This window comes from Rhodospirillum centenum SW, from assembly GCF_000016185.1.
Classification (GTDB): Bacteria; Pseudomonadota; Alphaproteobacteria; order Azospirillales; family Azospirillaceae; genus Rhodocista; species Rhodocista centena.
In genome coordinates this window covers 572,944-592,465 of the sequence record NC_011420.2, presented here as the reverse complement: position 1 = coordinate 592,465, position 19,522 = coordinate 572,944, and the positions used below count along the sequence as shown (strand labels likewise).

Sequence of the window (19,522 nt, the reverse complement as noted above, 5' to 3'; positions counted from 1 at the left end):
CGGACGATCGCGTCGGGGACGGGCGGGCCATGACCGACGGGAACCTGTCCGACAGCGCCGCAGTGCTGGCCAGCCGTTTCGGCCTGCGCCGCGGCAACGCCGCCGGGACGGCTGCCGCCGCGGCCGGCGGGGAGTCCTACATCGACCTGGACACGCCGGCCGTCGCACGGCCGACGCGCGCCCTCGCCTTTCCGCTGACGGTGGCCGGCCTCGTGCTGGCCGTCGCCGGAACGCTCGTCTGGCTGTCGCTGGCCGCCCCGGACACGCTGGCCCGGATGGAGGCGGCCGCCCGCCAGGGACCTGTCCTGCGCACGCCCGTGCTGGCCGTGGACGGCACGCCCCGCTTCCCCGACGCTGCCCCCGGAGCGTCTTCCGCTGCCGATGCGGACCCCGCCGGACCCGCCGCGACCGGGACGCCGGAAACGCCGGCCCCGGAACCCGCCGTGGACCCGGTGGACCTGCCGGTGACCCTGGGTCCGTCCCGCAATCCGGACCTGCAGGAGCGGACCCGGGCCGGCCTGCTGCCCCGGATCGGGGAGGACGGGGTGGCGCCCTGGCAGTTCTACGCCCGCCCCTTCCCGCAGGAGGATACCCGCCCCCGCATCGCCATCGTGCTGTTCGATCTCGGCCTGTCCCGGACGATGCTGGAGAGCGCCATCGACCGGCTGCCGGGGGCGGTGACCTTCGCCTTCCCGGCGGGCCTGACCGGGGTGCAGGAGATGATCGACCGCTCCCGCACGAACGGGCATGAGGTCCTGCTCTCCGTGCCGATGGAGCCGGAGGGCTATCCCCGCAACGATCCCGGCCCCGGCACGCTGCTGACCCGGCTGACCGACCAGGACAATCTGGGCCGGCTGGAGAAGGCGCTGGCGGCCGCGTCCGGCTATGTCGGGCTGACCAGCCCCAGCGGCACCCGCTTCACCGCGGAGGGGGACCATCTGCGTGCCGTGCTGCAACAGCTCAAGCGACGCGGGCTGGTCTTCGTCGATGCCTGGATGACGCCGCGGAGCACCGCCACCCGGCTGTCCACGGAACTGGGCCTGCCGCGCGCCACCAGCGACCTGCTGGTGGACAGGGTGGCCAGCGCCGGCGGCATCGATGCCCAGTTGCAGGAGCTGGAGCGTCTGGCCCGGGCCAACGGCGCGGCGGTCGGCTTCGCCCAGCCCTTCCCCGCGACGCTGGAGCGGCTGGCCGCCTGGGCCGCCGGACTGAAGGACCGGGGCATCGTGCTGGCGCCCGTGACGGCGGTGCTGAACCGGCAGGCCGACCGCTGAGGACGGGGGCCGCCGCGATGGTCCTTTTTTTATCGCACGCACTTGGAACTCCGCCTGTCGGAGCGTAGGGTCAGCCGTGCCATACGGAAGAGGAATGGACAGTACGATGATCGAGGCGGGCTCGACGGGACCGGAGGCCACCAGGACTCCCCCGCGGAAGACCGACCTGCCGGTGAGGCTCCGCCTCGCCACCCGCGACCAGCATGTGGCCCTGGAGGCGCAGGTCGATCCCGAGCGGCGGCTGCGGACTCTGGACGGCTATCTTGGCTGGCTGGGCATCCTGCTGGGCTTCCACCGCCCGCTCGAGTCGGTGCTGGGCGGCCTCGACTGGTCGGAGACGGGGCTGGATTTCGACCAGCGCCGCCGCACCGCCCTGCTGGCCGCCGACCTGGAGGATCTGGGCCTGGACCCGGACTCGGCGCCGGACTGCCCAGACCTGCCGCCGGTGGACGGGCTGGCACGGGCCTTCGGCGCGCTCTACGTGCTGGAGGGATCGACCCTGGGCGGCCAGGTGGTGGTGCGCCAGTACGGGGAGGTGTTCGGCGGCCTGGGGGGCCGGGCCATGCGCTACTACACCTCCTACGGCGCCAACATCGGGCGGCAGTGGCGGGCCTTCCAGCAGGCACTGGCCACCGCCTGCGCCGATCCGGAGGCGGAAACCGCCTGCATCGCCGCGGCACAGGAGACGTTCGACGCGCTGCACGCCTGGGTGGCGCGGTGCGACGCGGCGGCGCCCCGGCCCGTCTGATCCGGGTTCAAACTGATCCGGCCCTAATCGACCGTCGGCATGCCCAGGCGGAGCAGCAGGTCCACCAGCCCCGTCTCGGAGATGTGCAGCGCCGCCTGCGATGGCGACATCCAGCGGCGCTGGCGCTCCTTGGCCTCGGGCCAGTCCTCCAGCTCCTCCATCACCTCAAGGGCGTAGACCTTCACGTCGCACGGAACCGTCCGGCCCGTGCTCAGCCGCTTGAAATACTGGTAGGAGCCGATCGGCTTCGGCGCCGCGACGCCGCGCACCCCCGCCTCCTCATAGGCTTCGAGCGCAGCCACGCCGGGACCGTCGAGGTCCTTCTCGGTCCAGCCCTTGGGCAGAATCCACCGGCGCGTCTCGCGGGATGTCACCAGCAGCACGCGCAGATGGCCGTCCTCCATCTGGTACGGCAGGGCGGCCACCTGCATTCTCTTCTTCTTGGCCGCCTGCTTCTTCGCCACAGCCCCTCCTGACGTCGGGATGAGCCCATCCATGCCCCAGGATAGCGCCTCCGGGGCAGGCTCTACATAAATCCAATTCCTTGCGGAAACCTAAGGATAGGGTCAGCGATCCCACGCTGTAACGAAAATGTCAAATTGGTTAACGGGACCTGTCGTCACAGCATGCGGCCCCTGCCGGCATCCGGGCGCGGCTCTGCCGGCCCCCCGTCGGAGGCCGGCCACGGGCACCCGGGCGGCAGGCAGGGCCGCCGCCACCGCGACCCGCCGTCTCCCCGTCAGGCCCGGTCGGAGATCAGCGACCAGCCGATCCCGGCCGTGACGCGCGCCACCTCGCCATAGCCGATGGCGCGGCGGTCGGCGGCGTTGCCCTGCAAGGCCCGGGCATAGACCCCCTGGCAGATGCTGGCAATGCGGAAGAAGGAGAAGGCCATGTAGAACGGCCAGTCGGGGATGCCCCCGCGGCCCGTGCGGCGGCAGTAGGCGGCGACGTATTCCTCCTCCGTCGGGATGCCCTGGGCCGTGAGGTCGATGCCCTTCAGGCCCGGGAACTCCTTCACTCCCGCCGGCAGATGCCACGCCATGCAGTTGTAGGCGAGATCGCTGAGCGGATGGCCCAGGGTCGCCAGCTCCCAGTCCAGGATGGCGACGACGCGGGGCTCGTCCCGGTCCACCATCAGGTTGCCCAGGCGGAAGTCGCCGTGCGCGATGGTCGTCTCGTCGCCCGCCGGGATGTTCCGCGGCAACCAGTCGACCAGCCGGTCCATGGCCGGAATCTCGTCCGTCCGGGCGGCGAGGTACTGCTTGGTCCAGCGGTCCACCTGCCGGGCCACGTACTGTTCCGGCCGGCCGAAGTCGCCCAGCCCGCAGGCCTGCCAGTCCACCTGGTGCAGCGCCGCCAGGGTGGCGTTCATGCTGTCGTAGAGCGCCGTCCGCTCCGCCGGCGCGAGGTCGGGCAGGGTCACGTCGGTGAAGATGCGCCCGTCGATGTAGTCCATCACGTAGAACGGGGTGCCGATCACACCCGCGTCCTCGCAGAGCAGGCGGACGGTCGGCACCGGCGCCGCCGTGTCGTGCAGCGCCCGCATGGCGCGGTATTCCCGCTCGACCATGTGGGCGCTGGGCAGCAGCTTGCCGGGCGGCTTCTTGCGCAGGACGTAGCGCGCCGAGGGCGTGGTGACGAGGAAGGTCGGGTTCGACTGCCCGCCCTGGAACTGCCGGATCTCCGCCGGCTCCTGGAACTCCGGCAGGGCGGTGGAGAGATAGCGCCACAGCGCCGCCTCGTCGAAGCGGTGCTGTGGCAGGACGTCGATCAGGACGGCGCCGGACGCCATGGCCGTCTCCCCGCCTAGACCGTCAAGGGATCGCCGATGGTGGCGCCGCCGTCCACCACGAGCGTCTGGCCGGTCAGGTAGCCGCCCGCGGGCGATGCCAGCATCAGGGCAACGCCGGCGATCTCCACCGGCCGGCCGAAGCGGCCGAGCGGGGTCTTGCGCATCGTCGCCTTGGCGATCTCCGGATTGTCGGTCAGGGCCTTGGCGAAGTCCGTCTCGATGATGCCGGGGGCGATGGCATTGATGCGGACCCCGGCGCGGCCGTACTCGACGGCGAGGTTGCGCACCAGTGCGGCTTCCGCCGCCTTGGAGATGCCGTAGGCGCCGATCACCGGGTTGCCGCGCAGTCCGGCGATGGAGGACAGCACGATGACGCTGCCGCCCTTCCGCTCCGCCATCTCCGGCATCACCATGTTGCACAGCCACCAGGTGCTGCGCAGGTTGGTGCCCATGATCTTGTCCCAGGCGTCGTCGCTGACGGCGGCCAGGGGGCCGTAGACCGGGTTGATGGCCGCGTTCGCCACCAGGATGTCGATCTGTCCGAACGCCGCCTTCGTCTCGGCGACCAGCCGCTCCAGATCCTCCTTGCGGCCGATGTTGCAGGCCACGGCGATGGCGCGGCCGGCGCCGTGCTCGGCGTTGATGGCGTCGCGCACCTGTTCGCAGACGTCCAGCTTGCGCGAGGAGATCACCACGCGGGCGCCGGCGCGGGCGTATTCCTCGGCGATGGCGCGGCCGATGCCGCGGGAGGAGCCGGTGATGAGGGCGACCTTGCCGGTGAGGTCGAACAACGGATGCATCGGGTCGTTTCCTTCCTTCTTATGATTGCAGACTTGTGATTGCTGGCCTGGACGGGCGGGGGATCAGCGGGCCGTCAGGCCGCCGTCCACGACATACTCGCCGCCGGTCATGAACCCGGCCTCGTCCGACAGCAGGAAGACGATCATGCCGGCGGCATCCTCCGGCTCGCCCAGCCGGCCCATCGGGGCGGCGCGCGACAGCATCCTGTGCGCCATGGCCGGGTCGGGGGCCGTGTCGATCATCATCTGCACCATGGGCGTCATCAAGAACGACGGGTGGACGGAGTTCACCCGGATGCCGTTCTTCTGCTCGGCGCACCAGACGGCGACGGACTTGGTCAGCAGCCGCACCGCCCCCTTGGACGAGCAGTAGGCGGTCAGGTCCGGCGCACCGATCATCCCGGCGACGGAGGACAGGTTCACGATGGACCCGCCCCCCGTCTCCCGCATCGCCAGGATGCCGTGCTTGCAGCCCAGGAAGACGCCCTCGGTGTTGACCGCGTGGACGAAGCGCCAGTCCTCCAGCGTCGTCTCCACGATGGAGCCGCGCACCCCGACGCCGGCATTGTTGACCAGCCCGTCCAGCCGGCCGTGGTGGCGCAGCACGGCGTCCACCACGTCCTGCCAGCGTGCCTCGTCGCGCACGTCCTGTTCCAGGAACAGGGTGCCGTGGCCGATCTCGGCCGCCGCCTGCTCGCCCCGGGCGGCGCTCAGGTCGGTGATGACGACCCGCGCGCCCTCGCGGGCAGCGTGGCGCGCGGTGGCGGACCCGATGCCGCCCGCCCCGCCGGTGATGAGGATGACCTTGTCCTTGAGACGGCCCGTCATGGGCGTTCCTCCCGTCGTTCCGGCCGGTGGGGTCCGGCCTTTGGTTCTGCGCGTCGTCCTGCCCGGCGGGTCAGGCCCGGTCGGGCCCGACGCGGACCAGCAGCTTGCCGAAGTTGCGGCCCTGGAGCAGGCCGATGAACGCCTCCGGCGCCTTTTCCAGCCCTTCCACCACGTCCTCGCGGTACTTTATCCGGCCGTCGCGCAGCCAGGCGCCCATGTCGTGGTGGAAATCCGCCATGCGGTGCCAGCGGTCGGAGACGATGAAGCCCTGCACCTTCAGCCGGCGGGTCAGCACGAGCCCCATGAGCTGCGGCACCCGGTTCGGCCCCGGCGGCAGTTCGGTGTCGTTGTAGTTGGCGATGCGGCCGCAGACCGGCACGCGGGCGAAATTGTTCAGCAGCGCCATGCAGGCGTCCGCCACGTCCCCGCCGACATTGTCGAAATAGACGTCGATGCCGCTGGGGCAGGCTTCCTTCAGGCGCTGCATGAAGTCGGGCGCCTTGTAGTCCACGCAGGCGTCGAACCCCAGCGTGCCGGTGACGTAGTCGCACTTGTCCTTGCCGCCGGCGATGCCCACGGCGCGGCAGCCCCTGATCCGGGCGATCTGCCCGACGACGGAGCCCACCGCCCCGGCCGCGGCGGAGACGACGACCGTCTCCCCGTTGCGCGGCTCCCCGATGTCCAGCAGGCCGACATAGGCGGTCAGACCCGGCATGCCGAGCGTGCCCAGCGCCAGACTGGGCGGAAAGGCGCCGGGGTCCAGCTTCTGTACGGCCTTGGCCCCGGCGGCGGCATAGTCCTGCCAGCCGGTCTGGGCCAGCACCAGATCGCCGGGCGCGAATCCCTCGGCGTTCGACTGCACCACCTCGCAGACGGTGCCGCCGACCATGACGTCGCCGATCTCCACCGGCTGGGCATAGGATTTCGCGGCGCTCATCCGGCCGCGCATGTAGGGGTCGAGCGACAGCCAGACGGTCCGCAACAGCACCTGGTCGGGGCCGGCCGTCGGAACCGGCCCTTCCTCCAGCCGGAAGGTCTCCGGCGTCGGCATCCCCTGCGGCCGTTCGGCCAGCACGATACGACGGTTCACGGGCATGTCTCTGTTTCCTTTCCCAAGTTCCTGCGCCGGGACGGCGTCCTGCCCGGCTTCTCGGCGACCGGCGCGGCACGATAGACCAGACCCGCCCCGGAACGACAGGCGCCGCCGAGGATGTCCGCCCAGCGGGCCGCCTCCCGGAGAAGGCCGCCTCTCCGCCGACCGTGCGCTTGACCGCGGCGCGGCCGATCCTGTCTGTTCCTGGCAAACGCGAACCAAGACGGGTGAGGAAACCATGACCCAGGTCGTCCAGTACAGCCGCCGCGGCGCCGTCGGCGTCATCCTGGTGGAGAATCCGCCGGTCAACGCCCTGTCCCAGGCGGTGCGCCAGGGTCTGCTGGACGCGCTGCGGCAGGGGCTGGAGGACGATGGCGCCCGGGCGCTGGTGCTGGCCGGCGGCGGCCGCACCTTCATCGCCGGGGCCGACATCGCCGAATTCGGCCGGCCGCTGGCCCCGCCCGACCTGAACGACGTCATCGCCGCCTTCGAGGGCGCCGCGAAGCCGGTGGTCGCCGCCATCCACGGCACGGCACTCGGCGGCGGGCTGGAGGTGGCGCTGGGCTGCCACTACCGCGTGGCGGTGGCGAAGGCCATGGTCGGCCTGCCGGAGGTGAAGCTGGGCATCCTGCCCGGGGCCGGCGGCACGCAGCGGCTGCCGCGGCTGGTCGGTGCCCATGTGGCGCTGACCATGATCACCAGCGGCGAGTTCGTGCCCGCCCCCAAGGCGCATGAGCTGGGCATCCTGGATGCCATCGTGGAGGGCGATCCGGTGGACGGCGCCGTGCGCTTCGCCGAGGCGCTGGACCTCGCCGGGCCGTACCCGCGGGTGCGCGACCGGGCCGAGCGCATCGCCGCCGACCGCGGCAGCGCCGTCTTCGACGAGAAGCGCCGCGCCCTGGAGAAGACGGCGCGCGGCCTGTTCGCGCCGCAGCGCTGCGTGGACGCCGTGCAGGCCGCGGCCGAGCTGCCCTTCGAGGAAGGGCTGAAGCGCGAGCGCGAGCTGTTCGGCCAGTGCATGGCGCATCCGCAGTCGGCGGCGCTGATCCATGTCTTCTTCGCCGAGCGGGCCATCGGCAAGATCCCCGACGTGCCGGCCGACACGCCGGCGCGGCCGGTGGCGACGGCGGCCGTGCTGGGGGCCGGCACCATGGGCGGCGGCATCGCCATGAACTTCGCCAATGCCGGCATCCCCGTCACCCTGCTGGAGACCTCGCAGGAGGCGCTGGACCGCGGCCTCGCCACCATCGCCCGCAACTACGCCGGCACCGTCGCCAAGGGCCGGCTGACCCAGGCGGAGATGGACCGGCGCCTGTCGCTCATCACCCCTACCCTGGACATGGCCGCCCTGGCCGGGGCCGACATGGTGGTGGAGGCGGTGTTCGAGGACATGGCCGTGAAGCAGGACGTGTTCCGCCGGCTGGACACCGTTGCGAAGCCGGGTGCCGTGCTGGCGACCAACACCTCCACCCTGGACATCGACGCCATCGCCGCCGTCACCTCCCGCCCCGCGGACGTGATCGGCATGCACTTCTTCTCCCCGGCCAACGTGATGAAGCTGCTGGAGGTCGTGCGCGGCAGCGCCACGGCCAGGGACGTCATCGCCACGGCGATGCAGACCGGCCGGAAGATCGGCAAGGTTTCCGTCCTGGTCGGCAACTGCGACGGCTTCGTCGGCAACCGCATGCTGATGCCCTACAGCCGGCAGGCGGAACTGCTGGTCGAAGAGGGTGCATGGCCGGAGCAGGTGGACAAGGCCCTGCAGGACTGGGGCATGGCCATGGGGCCCTTCGCCATGGGCGATCTGGCCGGGGTGGACGTGACCTGGCGCATCCGCCAGCGCCGGCTGGCGGAGGGCAAGGCCGCCGGCTCGCCCCTGACCGACCGGCTCTACCTGATGGACCGCTACGGCCAGAAGACCGGCGCCGGCTGGTTCCGCTATGAGGCCGGGTCGCGCACGCCCTTGCCCGACGACGTGGTGAAGCGGATGATCGAGAACCACCGCGAAACCCACCAGATCCAGCCGCGCGCCATCTCCGACGAGGAGATCGTGAAGCGGATGATCTACGCCCTGGTGAACGAAGGCGCCAAGGCGCTGGAGGAGGGCATGGCCCTGCGGGCGTCGGACATCGACGTCATCTATCTCTACGGCTACGGCTTCCCGGCATGGCGCGGCGGCCCGATGCACTACGCCGACAGCGTCGGGCTGCCCACGGTGCTGGCCGACATCCGCGACTTCCAGCAGCGGTTCGGCGGCGACTGGACGCCGGCGCCACTGCTGGAGCGGCTGGCCGCCGAGGGCAGCAGCTTCGCCGCCCACGACCGCCGGCGGTAGGACCAGGCCCCCCGGTGGTACGCAACCTGTGGATAAGTCGAGAGCCCGACCGCAGGGGGCGGAAGGACGGAGTACGGCCAGAATCCGCGCTGGCCGTACCCCGCATCGTCCCAGACCTGCAACCGCGTCCGGTTGCAAATGGGCGGGAAGGGGCCATACTGACAGGGAAAGTCGGGACGGAGGCGGCACGGCGTCATGAGCCGGCGCGACAAACTGGTGGACCGGCTCAAGGGCAGGCCGACGGACTTCACCTGGGACGAACTGGTCAGGCTGCTGGAAGGGCTGGGCTACAGCGAAGCACCGACCGGCAGGACAGGCGGGTCCCGGCGACGGTTTGTCCATGCCACCGCACCGACCATCGCGCTGCACAAGCCCCACCCCGGCAGCATCGTGAAGATGTACGTCATCGAAGACCTGCTGCGGGTGCTCGCCGAAGAGGGCCTGATATGAGTACGATGCTGGAATACAAGGGATATATCGGCTCGGTCGAGTACAGCGACACGGATGAGGTGCTGCATGGCCGGCTGGAGTTCATCCGCGATCTGGTAACCTACGAAGGCGTGGACGCAAGGGGCCTCAAGGCAGCGTTCCACGAGGCCGTGGACGATTATCTTGATCTGTGCGAGGCGGAGGGGCGCCAGCCCGATGTGCCGCTGAAGGGCAGCTTCAACGTCCGGCCCGGCCCCGACCTGCACCGCCGTGCCATGCTCCTCGCCAGACGTCGGGGCGAGACCCTCAACACCGTCGTCAGTGACGCGCTGCGCCGCTATCTCGACAGTGAGGCTCAAGGTCCGGCCTGACGGATCAGACCTCCACCTCATGCCCCGCGGCCCCGTCCAGGGCGGCGGCCCGGCGGTAGGCGGCGCAGGCACGGCGAAAGGCCGGGAGGTCCGCGGCCGGCCGGCGGGGCGGTGGAAGGGCCTCCGGCTCCAGCGTCACGAACTCGGCGTCGATGACGGGCGGCTCCCCCCGACAGTCCGGGGAGTCGCGGCCTGTGGTATCACGGACAGGCTGGCAGCACGGAGCCGGGGAACCGGACCGCGCATCGCAACGGAGCGGCCGGGGGAGCAGACGGGGAAGTGAAAATCGGGCAGCACGCATCCCCCCAGCCTAGGCGGGGTCGGGGCGGGTTGCAGGGGTGCAGACGGTGGCGCTGCCGGCCCGGTGGCGGCAGGACCGAAGGGCTGGGAACCCCCGGCCTGCCCCGCACGGAAGGGGGTCAGGACCCCTTGTTGCGCGTCAGGGTTTCGAGCTGGCTCTGCAACTCGTCCAGGCGCTGCTGCAATTCGGAGAACTTGTCGTCCGCGCCCTTGCGGAACTCCCCCGCGGGGCTGTCGGGCTTCGGCGGTTCGGCCCCGGCGAAGGGGGCGAACATGCGCATGGCCCGCTCGAACATGGCGATGTTCTGCTTGCCCATCTCCTCGAACGGTCCGAACGGGAACATGCCGCCGAACGCGTTCTGGAAATAGTCGCGCATCTTCTCCTGGTTGCGGGTGAACGACTGCATGCTGTACTCCAGATACCGGGGCACCAGCCACTGCATGTTGTCGCCGTAGAAGCTGATCAACTGCCGGAGGAACGGGATGGGCAGCAGGTTCTGACCCTTCGCCTCCTCCTCCACGATGATCTGGGTCAGCACCGAACGGGTGATGTCATCCCCCGTCTTGGCGTCGTACACCACGAAATCCGTCCCCTCCTTGACCATCTGGCAGAGATGGTCGAGGGTCACATAGCTGCTGGTCGCGGTGTTGTAGAGCCGCCGGTTAGCATACTTCTTGATCGTGACCGGCGCGGGCTTGCTATCTTCTTTATCGGCCATATCGGGGCGCTTTCCGGCAATGTGCGTCGTCCTTGGTAGAAGTACGCGATGCAGCGGTCCCGGCGCAAGCATCCCGCATTGGCGAACAGGCCCTGCCGCAGCGCCCGCGCGGTCGGAATACCGGCCGTCGGCGCCGCTGCGCCCAGGGAGGACGGAACCCGGCGGGGAGAGGATGCCGGAAGGCAGGAACCATGACGCAGAGCGACGACCGTCCCCCCGGGGGTCAGCAACCGCCGCGGGAGGAGCCGCCCCCGCTGGAGGAACTGGCCCGGCGCTGCCTGGACCTGTGGCAGGACCAGTGGGCGGCGCTGGCCGCCGATCCGGAGATGGCGGACATGGCGGTCCGCACCGCACAGCATGTCGCCCGCACCCTGGAGCAGGCCACCCGCATGGCGACCGCCGCCTTCACCGTTCCGCCCGGCACGATGGCGCCCTGGGGCGTGCCCGACCGGACGGGCCGGCCCGATGAGCCCCGCCCCGCCTCCTCCGCCGCCCCCGCCGCCCCCGCGGCGCCAGGGCCCGCGGCCGCTGGGGCTGCATCTGGCGGCGAGTCTGAGCGTGCTGCTGAGCTGTCCCGCCGGATTGCCCTTCTTGAGGAGCGGATCGCTGCCCTGGCGGCCGGAACTGCGGGAGCGGGCGGCGATGCTGCAACCGCACCTCGCGGCCGTCGGGGCGGACGCCCTCGCCCGCGCCGTCGATCGGGAGATGCGCCACCGGCTGGACCGGCTGCTGACGGGGATTGAGCGCTACCGCCGGCACCCCTACCACCGCGACCTGGAGGACCCGCCCACCGTCTGGGCGGAAGGCGCCGCACGGCTGCTGGACTTCGGCGGGCGGGGCGCGCCCGCCCTGTTCGTGCCGTCGCTGGTCAACCGCGGCTACATCCTGGACCTCTCCCGCCACCGGAGCCTGCTGCGCTGGCTGGCCGGCAACGGGGTGCGGCCGCTGCTGCTGGACTGGGGCCGGCCGGTGGCGGCGGAGCGGAGCTTCGACCTGACCGACCTGATCGCCGGGCGGCTGACCCGCGCGCTGGCCGCGGCGCGCCGGCACCTGGACGGGCGCCGGCCGGCCCTGGTCGGCTACTGCATGGGCGGACTGCTGACGGTGGCCGCGGCGCAGCGCCGGCCCGACGACGTGGCCGCCCTGGTGGCGCTGGCGACACCGTGGGACTTCCATGCCGACACCCCCGCCGGAGCCCGGCGGACGGCGGCGCTGCTGCCGGTCTTCGAGCCGGCCCTGGGCGTCCTGGGCGAGCTGCCGGTGGACGCGATCCAGACCCTGTTCCTGATGCTGGACCCGCTGCTGGGACTGAAGAAGTTCAGCCGCTTCGCCGAGCTGCCCGAGGGATCGGAGGAGGCGGACGACTTCGTGGCGCTGGAGGACTGGCTGAACGACGGGGTGCCGCTCCCGGCCCCGGTGGCGCGGGAGTGCCTGGGCGGCTGGTACGGCCGCAACGATCCCGGCCGGGGCCGCTGGCATGTGGCGGGGGAGCCGGTCGGGCCGGCCCGGCTGACCCTTCCGACCCTGGTGGTGGTGCCGGCGCGCGACCGCATCGTGCCCCCGGCCTCCGCCGCCGCGCTGGCGGCCGCGATCCCGGGGGCCGAGCGCTGGGACCCGCCGCTGGGCCATATCGGCATGGTCGTCAGCGGCGGGGCCGAAGCGACGCTGTGGCGCCCCTTGCGGGACTGGCTGGTGCGGACGGTGCCGGCCTGAAGCCCCTGCCTGAAGCCCCTGCCCCTCGCGGGTCAGGCGGCGCGGATCGCGGCCAGGAACGTCTCCACTCGGGCGCGCAGGGTCTCCGACTGCTGCGCCAGTTCCCGCGCGGCGCCGAGCACCTGGCTGGAGGCGGCGCCGGTCTGCCCGGCCGCCTCCAGCACCTGCTCGACATTGCCGGAGACGCCTTCGGTGCCGACGGCGGCCTGGGCGACGTTGCGGCTGATCTCCGAGGTCGCGGCCTCCTGCTCGTCCATCGCGGCGGCGATGGAGGAGGAGATCTCGTTGACCGCCTCGACCGTCCGGCTGATGCCGCGGATGGCAGCGACCACCTCGGCCGAGACGGACTGCACGGCCGCGATCTGCTGCCCGATCTCCTCCGTCGCCTTCGCCGTCTGGTTGGCCAGCGCCTTGACCTCCGCCGCGACGACGGCGAAGCCCTTGCCCGCCTCCCCGGCGCGGGCCGCTTCGATGGTGGCGTTCAGCGCCAGCAGGTTGGTCTGGGCGGCGATCTCCTGGATGAGCTGCACGACGGTCCCGATCCGGTCGGTCGCGGCGGAAAGGCCGGCGACGGAGCGGTTCGTCTGGCGCAGATCCTCGGTCGCCTGATCGGCCACGGTCTTGGAGCGGACGACCTGCTCGGCGATCTCGCGGATGCTCGCCGCCATCTCTTCCGACGCGGCGGCGACGGTCCGCACATTGCCCGTCGTCTGGCCGGCGGCCGTGGCGGCGGCGCCCGCCTGCCGGCTCGTCTCCTCGGCGATGGAGGCCATGGACTGCGCCGTGGAGTCCAGTTCGGTCGCGGCGGCGCCGACGGCGCGCAGCACGGCAGCCGCCTCCTGGTCGAAGCCGCGGACCAGCCGGTCCACCTCCGCCGCCCGGCGTTCCTTGGCGGCGCGCTCCGCCTCCTGGGCCTGGGCCAGCCGCTCGCTCTCCAGCAGCCCGTCACGAAAGACCCGCAAGGCGCGGGCCATGGCCGCCACCTCGTCGCGTCCGTCGGCCCCCGCGACCTCGACCCGCAGGTCGCCGCTGGCCATGCGGCCCATCACGGCGGTGATGCCGTTGAGCGGATGCAGCACCTTGCGCAGCACCGTGTAGAGGGCGAAGGCGACCGCCACGGAGCCGAGCAGGGTCAGTCCCGTCATGACCAGGCGGAACTGTCCGGAGACGATCTCATTGGTCTGATACTCCTGGTCGGCGACGCGGAGCTGAAGCTCGATGAGGGCGGTGACGGCCTCGCTCACCGGGTCGATGACGGGATAGAGGCTCTTCTCGGCGAGCCGGACCAGGGCGTCGGCGTCCCGGGCAGCGAGGATGCGCAGCAGGTCGGCCACCATGGCGTCGGCCGGTCCCAGCCGCCGCTGCACCTCCGCGGCCAGCGCCTTTTCCTCCGGCACCATCCAGGTGGCCATGTAGGCGTCCCAGTGTTGCCGGATGCCGGCCTTGGCCGTCTCCACCGATGCCGTGCCCTGGTCCCAGGTCAGGCTGCCGCCACGGACCTTGTGGACCGCGTCCACGATGTTCACGGCGTAGAGATCGGCCACGACCTTGAGGTCGCGCAGCGGCACAACGCGGTCGGAATAGATCGTACCGATGCGGCGATGGGAGTCGCCGAGACCCGCCCAGCCTGCGGCCGCAATGGCCAGGATGGTCAGGGCAAGGATGCCGATGGCCGCCAGCAGTCTGGCACGGATCGTCGTCATGGGTCCGCTCCGCAATCATGCTCGGGTGGAACCGATCATTCCAGCCGGAAGAAATCATCCGTCTTCCGACAGGGAATGCCGTCATGGCGAGCGAGGATATTCTGACACGGAAGGATGTTAAGCGCCCAGAAGCTGCGATAGTCTTAAGGATATGGTGCTGCGGCGTTCCTTAACTTCAGTATGTATCCTTCTGCCCATGCTTCTGACGCAGTGCCGCGGCCAGCCGTGCCGCCAGCGCCTCCCCCTCCCCCGCAGCATAGGATTCGTGGACGCCGCTGCCCCAGACCGGACCCGGCCAGGCGGGATCGCCCTCGCGGCGGGCGACGACATGGACATGGAGCTGCGGCACCAGATTGCCGAGCGCCCCCACGTTCAGCTTGTCCGGCCGCACCGCCGCTTCCAGCGCGGCGGAGACCTGCGCCAGCTCTTCGGTCAGCAGCATCCGGTCGGCAGCGTCCAGCCGGTGGATCTCCCGCGCCCCGGCGCGGCGCGGCACCAGGATCAGCCAGGGAAAGGCGCGGTTGCGCATCAGCAGCACGCGGCAGAGCGGCAGGTCCGTCACGGGCAGCGTGTCCGCCGCGAGCCGGGGATGCAGGTCGAAACCGTCGGGTGTCGTCATCGGGGTCGCAATCTTGTCACGGGATCATACGGGAGTCCGCGGCATTCACGGCGCAGGTCTGTGCGACTGCGGAAAACGCATCACTCCTCGAAAGAAGTACCGCTGGACGTATTTCCGGCGATGCTTATCCTGTTATTCCGGCGGCGACAGGGGCCGAGCCATGCCGATGCGACAAGGCAGGGGTCCGACGGTCGCCGTGGGGCAATCACGGAAATACCGGATTCGGCTGCCACATCGGGATGCTCGGTCGGGATGACCGGCCGGAAGACCCCCGGCGGGGCGGGTCTGATGCGGTTGCGGGTCGGCGCCCGGTCCATCCGGTGCGCCGCCGGCGTGGGGAACTGGGGCTCTGTAAGGACGGCATATGCGCAAGATCCTGACGATGCGCGGCTCAGCCTGGGCCGTGCTGGTGCTGCTCGTGCTGGGCAACATCGGCGCCTGGGCCTTTTCCAACCGCCCGGCCATGCCCGAGCGCCCCTGGTCCGGCACCATCGCCGGCGTCGCCTTCAATCCCTACAAGGTCGGCCAGGACCCGACGGAGGGCAAGCACCCCTCCCGCCAGGACATCGCCGGCGACCTGGACGTGGTGGCGCCCTACGTGCTGTCGGTGCGGACCTATTCCGCGCTGGACGGGCTGGAGGCCATCCCCGAACTGGCGGCCCAGCGCGGCCTGCTGGCGACGGCCGGTGCCTGGATCAGCCAGGATCTCGGCGCCAACGAGCAGCAGATCAACGCGCTCGTCCGCATCGCGCGGCGCAACGACAACGTCAAGCGCGTGATGGTCGGCAACGAGGTCATGTACCGCGGCGACCTGGAGGTCGAGCAGCTCATCGACTACGTGCAGCGGGTGAAGCGGCAGGTGGACGTCCCCGTCTCCACCGCCGAACCGCCCTATGTCTGGCATGAGCATCCGGAACTGGCCGAGGCGGTGGACTTCATCACCATCCACCTGCTGCCGTACTGGGAGAAGGTCCCGATCGAGCAGGCGATGGACCAGATCCTGACCGAATACAACCGGATCAAGACCGCCTATCCCGACAAGCACATCCTGATCGGTGAGGTCGGCTGGCCGTCGGACGGTCCCTACCGCGGCGGGGCGGAGGCCAGCCTGGTCAACCAGGCGACCTTCATCCGCAGCTTCCTGAACCTCGCCGGGGAGCAGCGCTGGGACTTCTACATCATGGAGGCGTTCGACCAGCCCTGGAAGCGGGTGCTGGGCGGCCCCGTGGAAGCCAACTGGGGCATCTGGAACGCCGACCGTCAGCTCAAATTCCCCATGGACGGCAGCGTCTGGGAGGTGCCGGGCTGGCCCGTGCTGTGCGCCATCGCCACGGCGCTGGCCTTCCTGCCGATCTTCTGGTTCGTGCTGCGGCGCGACGACCTGAAACCGGCCGGCCAGTTCTTCTACGGCGCCCTGATCCAGACGGTCGCCTCGGCCCTGGTCTGGACCTGGACGGAGGCCGTGACCGCGGGCATGGGGCCGCTCTCCACCATCGTCTTCGCGCTGCTGCTGACGGCGCAGATCATCCTGCTGGCGGTCATGCTGATCGACGGGCTGGAACTGACCGAGGTGGTGTGGACGCAGAACTGGAAGCGCCGGTTCGAACCGATCCGCGGCGACAGTTCGGGCTACGCGCCCAAGGTCTCCATCCACGTGCCCTGCTACAACGAGCCGGCGCACATGGTGATTGAGACGCTGGACGCGCTCGCCCGGATGACCTACCCGAACTTCGAAGTCCTGGTGATCGACAACAACACCAGGGACGAGGCGGTCTGGAAGCCGCTGGAGGAGCACTGCCGCAAGCTGGGCGCCAATTTCCGCTTCTTCCACCTGCCGAAATGGCCGGGCTACAAGGCCGGCGCGCTGAATTTCGGCATCGCCATGACGGCACCGGACGCCGAGGTGATCGCGGTCATCGACAGCGACTATCAGGTGCGGCCGGACTGGCTGTCCGCCACGGTGCCCTACTTCCGCAATCCCAAGGTGGCCTTCGTGCAGTCGCCGCAGGACTACCGGGAGTGGAACGACCATCCGTTCCACCGGATGATCAACTGGGAGTACCAGGGCTTCTTCAAGATCGGCATGATCCAGCGCAACGAGCGCAACGCGATCATCCAGCACGGCACCATGACCCTGATCCGCACCCAGGTGCTGAAGGATGTGGGCTGGTGGGCCGAGTGGTGCATCTGCGAGGACGCGGAACTGGGTCTGCGCCTGTTCGAGCAGGGCTACGAGTCCGTCTACATGCCCGACAGCTTCGGCCAGGGCCTCGTTCCGGACAGCTTCGCCGGCTACAAGACGCAGCGCTTCCGCTGGGCCTACGGTGCGGTGCAGATCATCAAGCGCCACTGGCGGGAGTTCCTGCCCGGCGGCAAGCGCCTGACCTTCGGCCAGAAGTACCACTTCGTCACCGGCTGGCTGCCCTGGTTCGCGGACGCCGCGCACATGGCCTTCGTGATCGGCGGCGTGTTCTGGTCGGCGGGGCTGCTGCTGCTGCCGCGCTACTTCGAACTGCCGCCGACCGTGTTCCTGTTCCCCACCCTGTCGGTGTTCTTCTTCAAGGTGATCTGCGGCCTCTGGCTCTACGAGGCGCGGGTGCAGTGCAGCCTCTTGGACAAGATCAGCGCCGCCGTCGCCGGCATGGCGCTGACCCACACGGTCGGCCGTGCCGTCTGGCAGGGCCTGTTCACGCAGGGCCGCCCCTTCGTCCGCACCCCGAAATGCGAGAACCAGCCGGCCCTGATCCAGGGCTTCCTCAACGCCAAGGAGGAGGTCTACCTGATGCTGGGGCTGTGGATCGCGGCCGCCGCCGTGGCATGGCGCATCGGCGGCGACAACCGGGATGCCTACATCTGGTCGCTGATGCTGGTGGTGCAGTCTCTGCCCTACATCGCGGCCCTGGTCGTCTCCTGCCTCAACGTCCTGCCCAAGGGCCGCGACGCCGCCGACGACGCCCTGCCGGCCCCGGCGGGAGCCGGCGGCAACGACTGACGCGACACCGCCCGCAGCCCGCGCCTTCGCGGGCGGGGCTGCGGCGGAGTGTCCTGGACCGTGGGAAGCGCGCGGGTGTATCATGCGTGCCACGGCAAAGACCGGGAACCGGGACCAGTTGATCCCGGGAGATAGACCCGGCAGGCGGTGCCCACCCGCTCCCCGCACAGTCCGGGAACGGGTCCGACCGGCGCCGCCGGGAGAGCCCCCGCCGAAGGGGGCCGGACATCCGATTGAACTGAGCGACGCCTGATCCGCGTACTGGTCCTGTTGCTTCCCGGTGACGTTCACTCACCGGGACCATGATCCGCCATGCCCGGCAAGGTCGGGTATCGGCGGTACTCCCGCGGGGACGGCCCCGCGGGCGGACGACAGGGGAGATCGCACCGATGATCACGCCCGACCCGGCCATGGCCGGTCCCGCCTTCCAGCCCCCGCAGCGTGCCGGCTCCGGCGATGCCACCGCCACCGCCCGGCCACCGCCCACTGCTCGGACCGTCACCCCGGCCGCCGACCTGCGGCCGCTGCTGGCCGCCCGCTTCCGGCGCATCCGCACCGTGACCGGGCAGCTCGCGGCCCCGCTGACGCCCGAGGACCAGATGGTCCAGTCGGCGCCGGAGACGAGCCCCGTGAAGTGGCATCTGGCGCACACCTCCTGGTCCCTGGAACGCCATGTGCTGGAACGCTTCGCGCCCGGCTACCGCGCCTTCGACGACCGCTTCGCCTTTCTTTTCAACACCTGTGTCGAACCGCAGCCGACCTGCCATCCCGCCGCGGCGCGAGGCCTGCTCTCCCGGCCCGGCCATGAGGAACTGCGACAGTACCGCGACCATGTGAACGCCGCCGTGCTGCGTCTGATCGACGAGACGCCGGACGCCGACTGGAGCGGTGTCGCCCGCCGGATCGAACTGGCCCTCCAGCATGAGCAGTACTGCCAGGAGCGGCTACTGGCCGACATCAAGCACGCCTTCTGGCAGAACCCGCTGCGCCCGACCTATCAGCCGCCGCAGCCCGCGGCCCTGACGACCGCCGCAGGGCAGAGCTGGAGCGTGCATCCGGGCGGCCCGGAGGGGATCGGGCATGACGGCCCCGGTGTCGTCTTCGACCTGGAAGAGCCACGCCATGTCGTCTGGCTGGAACCGTTCCGCCTGTCCGGCCGGCTGGTCACCAATGCCGAGTACCTGGAATTCATCGAGGACGGCGGCTATGCCGACGCGACCCTCTGGGACCCCGATGGCTGGGCCACGGCCCAGCGCGAGGGCTGGCGGGCCCCCCTCTACTGGTTCAGGCGGGGACCGGACTGGTTCCAGTTCACCCTCTCCGGAACCAGGCTGCTGGATGGCGAGGAACCCGTCTGCCATGTGAGCTGGCATGAGGCCGCGGCCTTCGCCCGCTGGGACGGCCGGCGCCTGCCGACCGAAGCGGAATGGGAGGCGGCGGCGCAGCCGCTGCGCCGCACCGGCAACCTGCTGGACTACGGGCGGCTGCATCCCGCCGTGGCCACCTGCATCGGTGACGGTCCCTGGCAGATCTACGGCGACTGCTGGGAATGGACCTCCAGCCCGCTGATCGCCTATCCGCGCTGGTCGCCCGGCGACAAGACCGTGGGCGAACATGCCGGCCTTCCCGCCGCCGGGCGCATGGTGCTGAAGGGCGGCAGCGCGCTGACGCCGGGCGATCTGGTGCGGGCCAGCTTCCGCCACCATCTGACGCCCGCATCCCGCTGGCACATGACGGGTATCCGGTTGGCGGAGGATGTCTGAGGCAACCGCGTCCGTGCACCCCGCCCCGCGACCCGCTATC

The 19,522-nt window shown here is 70.6% G+C and carries 16 protein-coding genes; 8 read left to right on the top strand and 8 right to left on the bottom strand.

What is annotated here, in order from left to right; genetic code table 11:
• The first annotated feature begins 29 nt into the window (after positions 1–29).
• Together RC1_RS19805 and RC1_RS19800 are read left to right on the top strand one after the other, a co-directional pair.
• Positions 30–1,274 carry a divergent polysaccharide deacetylase family protein gene (locus RC1_RS19805; RefSeq protein ID WP_148213364.1) on the top strand — a complete coding sequence of 415 codons (1,245 nt, stop codon included), beginning with the start codon at positions 30–32 and terminating at the stop codon, positions 1,272–1,274.
• Positions 1,275–1,368: 94 nt separating this feature from the next.
• Positions 1,369–2,022 (top strand): biliverdin-producing heme oxygenase, encoded by a 654-nt coding sequence (locus RC1_RS19800; protein ID WP_049766628.1) that lies wholly within the window; start codon positions 1,369–1,371, stop codon positions 2,020–2,022.
• 23 nt (positions 2,023–2,045) lie between these two features.
• Here RC1_RS19800 and RC1_RS02600 read toward each other — a convergent pair whose 3' ends face one another.
• The 5 genes from RC1_RS02600 to RC1_RS02580 form a co-directional block, all read right to left on the bottom strand.
• Entirely contained in the window at positions 2,046–2,486 is a 441-nt protein-coding gene (locus tag RC1_RS02600) for an NUDIX hydrolase (RefSeq protein ID WP_012565781.1), read from the bottom strand.
• Between the two features lie 275 nt (positions 2,487–2,761).
• Positions 2,762–3,817 carry a phosphotransferase gene (locus RC1_RS02595; RefSeq protein ID WP_012565780.1) on the bottom strand — a complete coding sequence of 352 codons (1,056 nt, stop codon included), beginning with the start codon at positions 3,815–3,817 and terminating at the stop codon, positions 2,762–2,764.
• A 14-nt stretch (positions 3,818–3,831) separates the two neighbouring features.
• On the bottom strand, positions 3,832–4,617 hold the full coding sequence (locus RC1_RS02590) for an SDR family NAD(P)-dependent oxidoreductase (RefSeq protein ID WP_012565779.1): 786 nt from the start codon (positions 4,615–4,617) through the stop codon (positions 3,832–3,834).
• Positions 4,618–4,680: 63 nt separating this feature from the next.
• On the bottom strand, positions 4,681–5,445 hold the full coding sequence (locus RC1_RS02585; RefSeq protein ID WP_012565778.1) for a glucose 1-dehydrogenase: 765 nt from the start codon (positions 5,443–5,445) through the stop codon (positions 4,681–4,683).
• A gap of 70 nt (positions 5,446–5,515) precedes the next feature.
• Positions 5,516–6,541 (bottom strand): NADP-dependent oxidoreductase, encoded by a 1,026-nt coding sequence (locus tag RC1_RS02580; RefSeq protein ID WP_012565777.1) that lies wholly within the window; start codon positions 6,539–6,541, stop codon positions 5,516–5,518.
• Positions 6,542–6,776: 235 nt separating this feature from the next.
• On the opposite strand from RC1_RS02580, the gene RC1_RS02575 reads away from it, so the two are divergent.
• The 3 genes from RC1_RS02575 to RC1_RS02565 all read left to right on the top strand — a co-directional run bounded on the left by RC1_RS02575 (position 6,777) and on the right by RC1_RS02565 (position 9,673).
• Complete coding sequence (locus RC1_RS02575; protein WP_012565776.1) at positions 6,777–8,873, top strand: 3-hydroxyacyl-CoA dehydrogenase NAD-binding domain-containing protein; 2,097 nt, start codon at positions 6,777–6,779, stop codon at positions 8,871–8,873.
• A gap of 195 nt (positions 8,874–9,068) precedes the next feature.
• Positions 9,069–9,323, top strand: coding sequence for a type II toxin-antitoxin system HicA family toxin (locus RC1_RS02570; RefSeq protein ID WP_012565775.1), 255 nt, complete (start codon positions 9,069–9,071; stop codon positions 9,321–9,323).
• A complete protein-coding gene (locus tag RC1_RS02565; protein ID WP_041785095.1) occupies positions 9,320–9,673 on the top strand; it encodes a type II toxin-antitoxin system HicB family antitoxin in 354 nt (117 codons plus the stop codon). Before RC1_RS02570 ends, RC1_RS02565 begins: the two co-directional genes overlap by 4 nt.
• A 419-nt stretch (positions 9,674–10,092) precedes the next feature.
• Here RC1_RS02565 and phaR read toward each other — a convergent pair whose 3' ends face one another.
• Positions 10,093–10,692, bottom strand: coding sequence for a polyhydroxyalkanoate synthesis repressor PhaR (gene phaR / locus RC1_RS02560; protein ID WP_012565772.1), 600 nt, complete (start codon positions 10,690–10,692; stop codon positions 10,093–10,095).
• Positions 10,693–11,283: 591 nt separating this feature from the next.
• Here phaR and RC1_RS02555 point away from each other — a divergent pair.
• Positions 11,284–12,405: an alpha/beta fold hydrolase gene (locus tag RC1_RS02555; RefSeq protein ID WP_234703819.1), complete on the top strand. Its 1,122-nt coding sequence runs from the start codon at positions 11,284–11,286 to the stop codon at positions 12,403–12,405.
• Between the two features lie 32 nt (positions 12,406–12,437).
• On the opposite strand, the gene RC1_RS02550 is transcribed toward RC1_RS02555, so the two are convergent.
• Together RC1_RS02550 and RC1_RS02545 are read right to left on the bottom strand one after the other, a co-directional pair.
• Positions 12,438–14,108, bottom strand: coding sequence for a methyl-accepting chemotaxis protein (locus tag RC1_RS02550; protein ID WP_012565769.1), 1,671 nt, complete (start codon positions 14,106–14,108; stop codon positions 12,438–12,440).
• A 175-nt stretch (positions 14,109–14,283) separates the two neighbouring features.
• The gene (locus tag RC1_RS02545) at positions 14,284–14,727 is read right to left on the bottom strand and encodes an HIT domain-containing protein (protein ID WP_012565768.1); all 444 of its coding nucleotides are present in this window, start codon (positions 14,725–14,727) and stop codon (positions 14,284–14,286) included.
• A gap of 364 nt (positions 14,728–15,091) precedes the next feature.
• Here RC1_RS02545 and RC1_RS02540 point away from each other — a divergent pair, with 364 nt between their 5' ends.
• Both RC1_RS02540 and egtB read left to right on the top strand, forming a co-directional pair.
• On the top strand, positions 15,092–17,719 hold the full coding sequence (locus RC1_RS02540) for a glycosyltransferase (RefSeq protein WP_012565767.1): 2,628 nt from the start codon (positions 15,092–15,094) through the stop codon (positions 17,717–17,719).
• Between the two features lie 389 nt (positions 17,720–18,108).
• Positions 18,109–19,482 (top strand): ergothioneine biosynthesis protein EgtB, encoded by a 1,374-nt coding sequence (gene egtB, locus RC1_RS02535; protein WP_012565766.1) that lies wholly within the window; start codon positions 18,109–18,111, stop codon positions 19,480–19,482.
• Positions 19,483–19,522 lie beyond the last annotated feature (40 nt).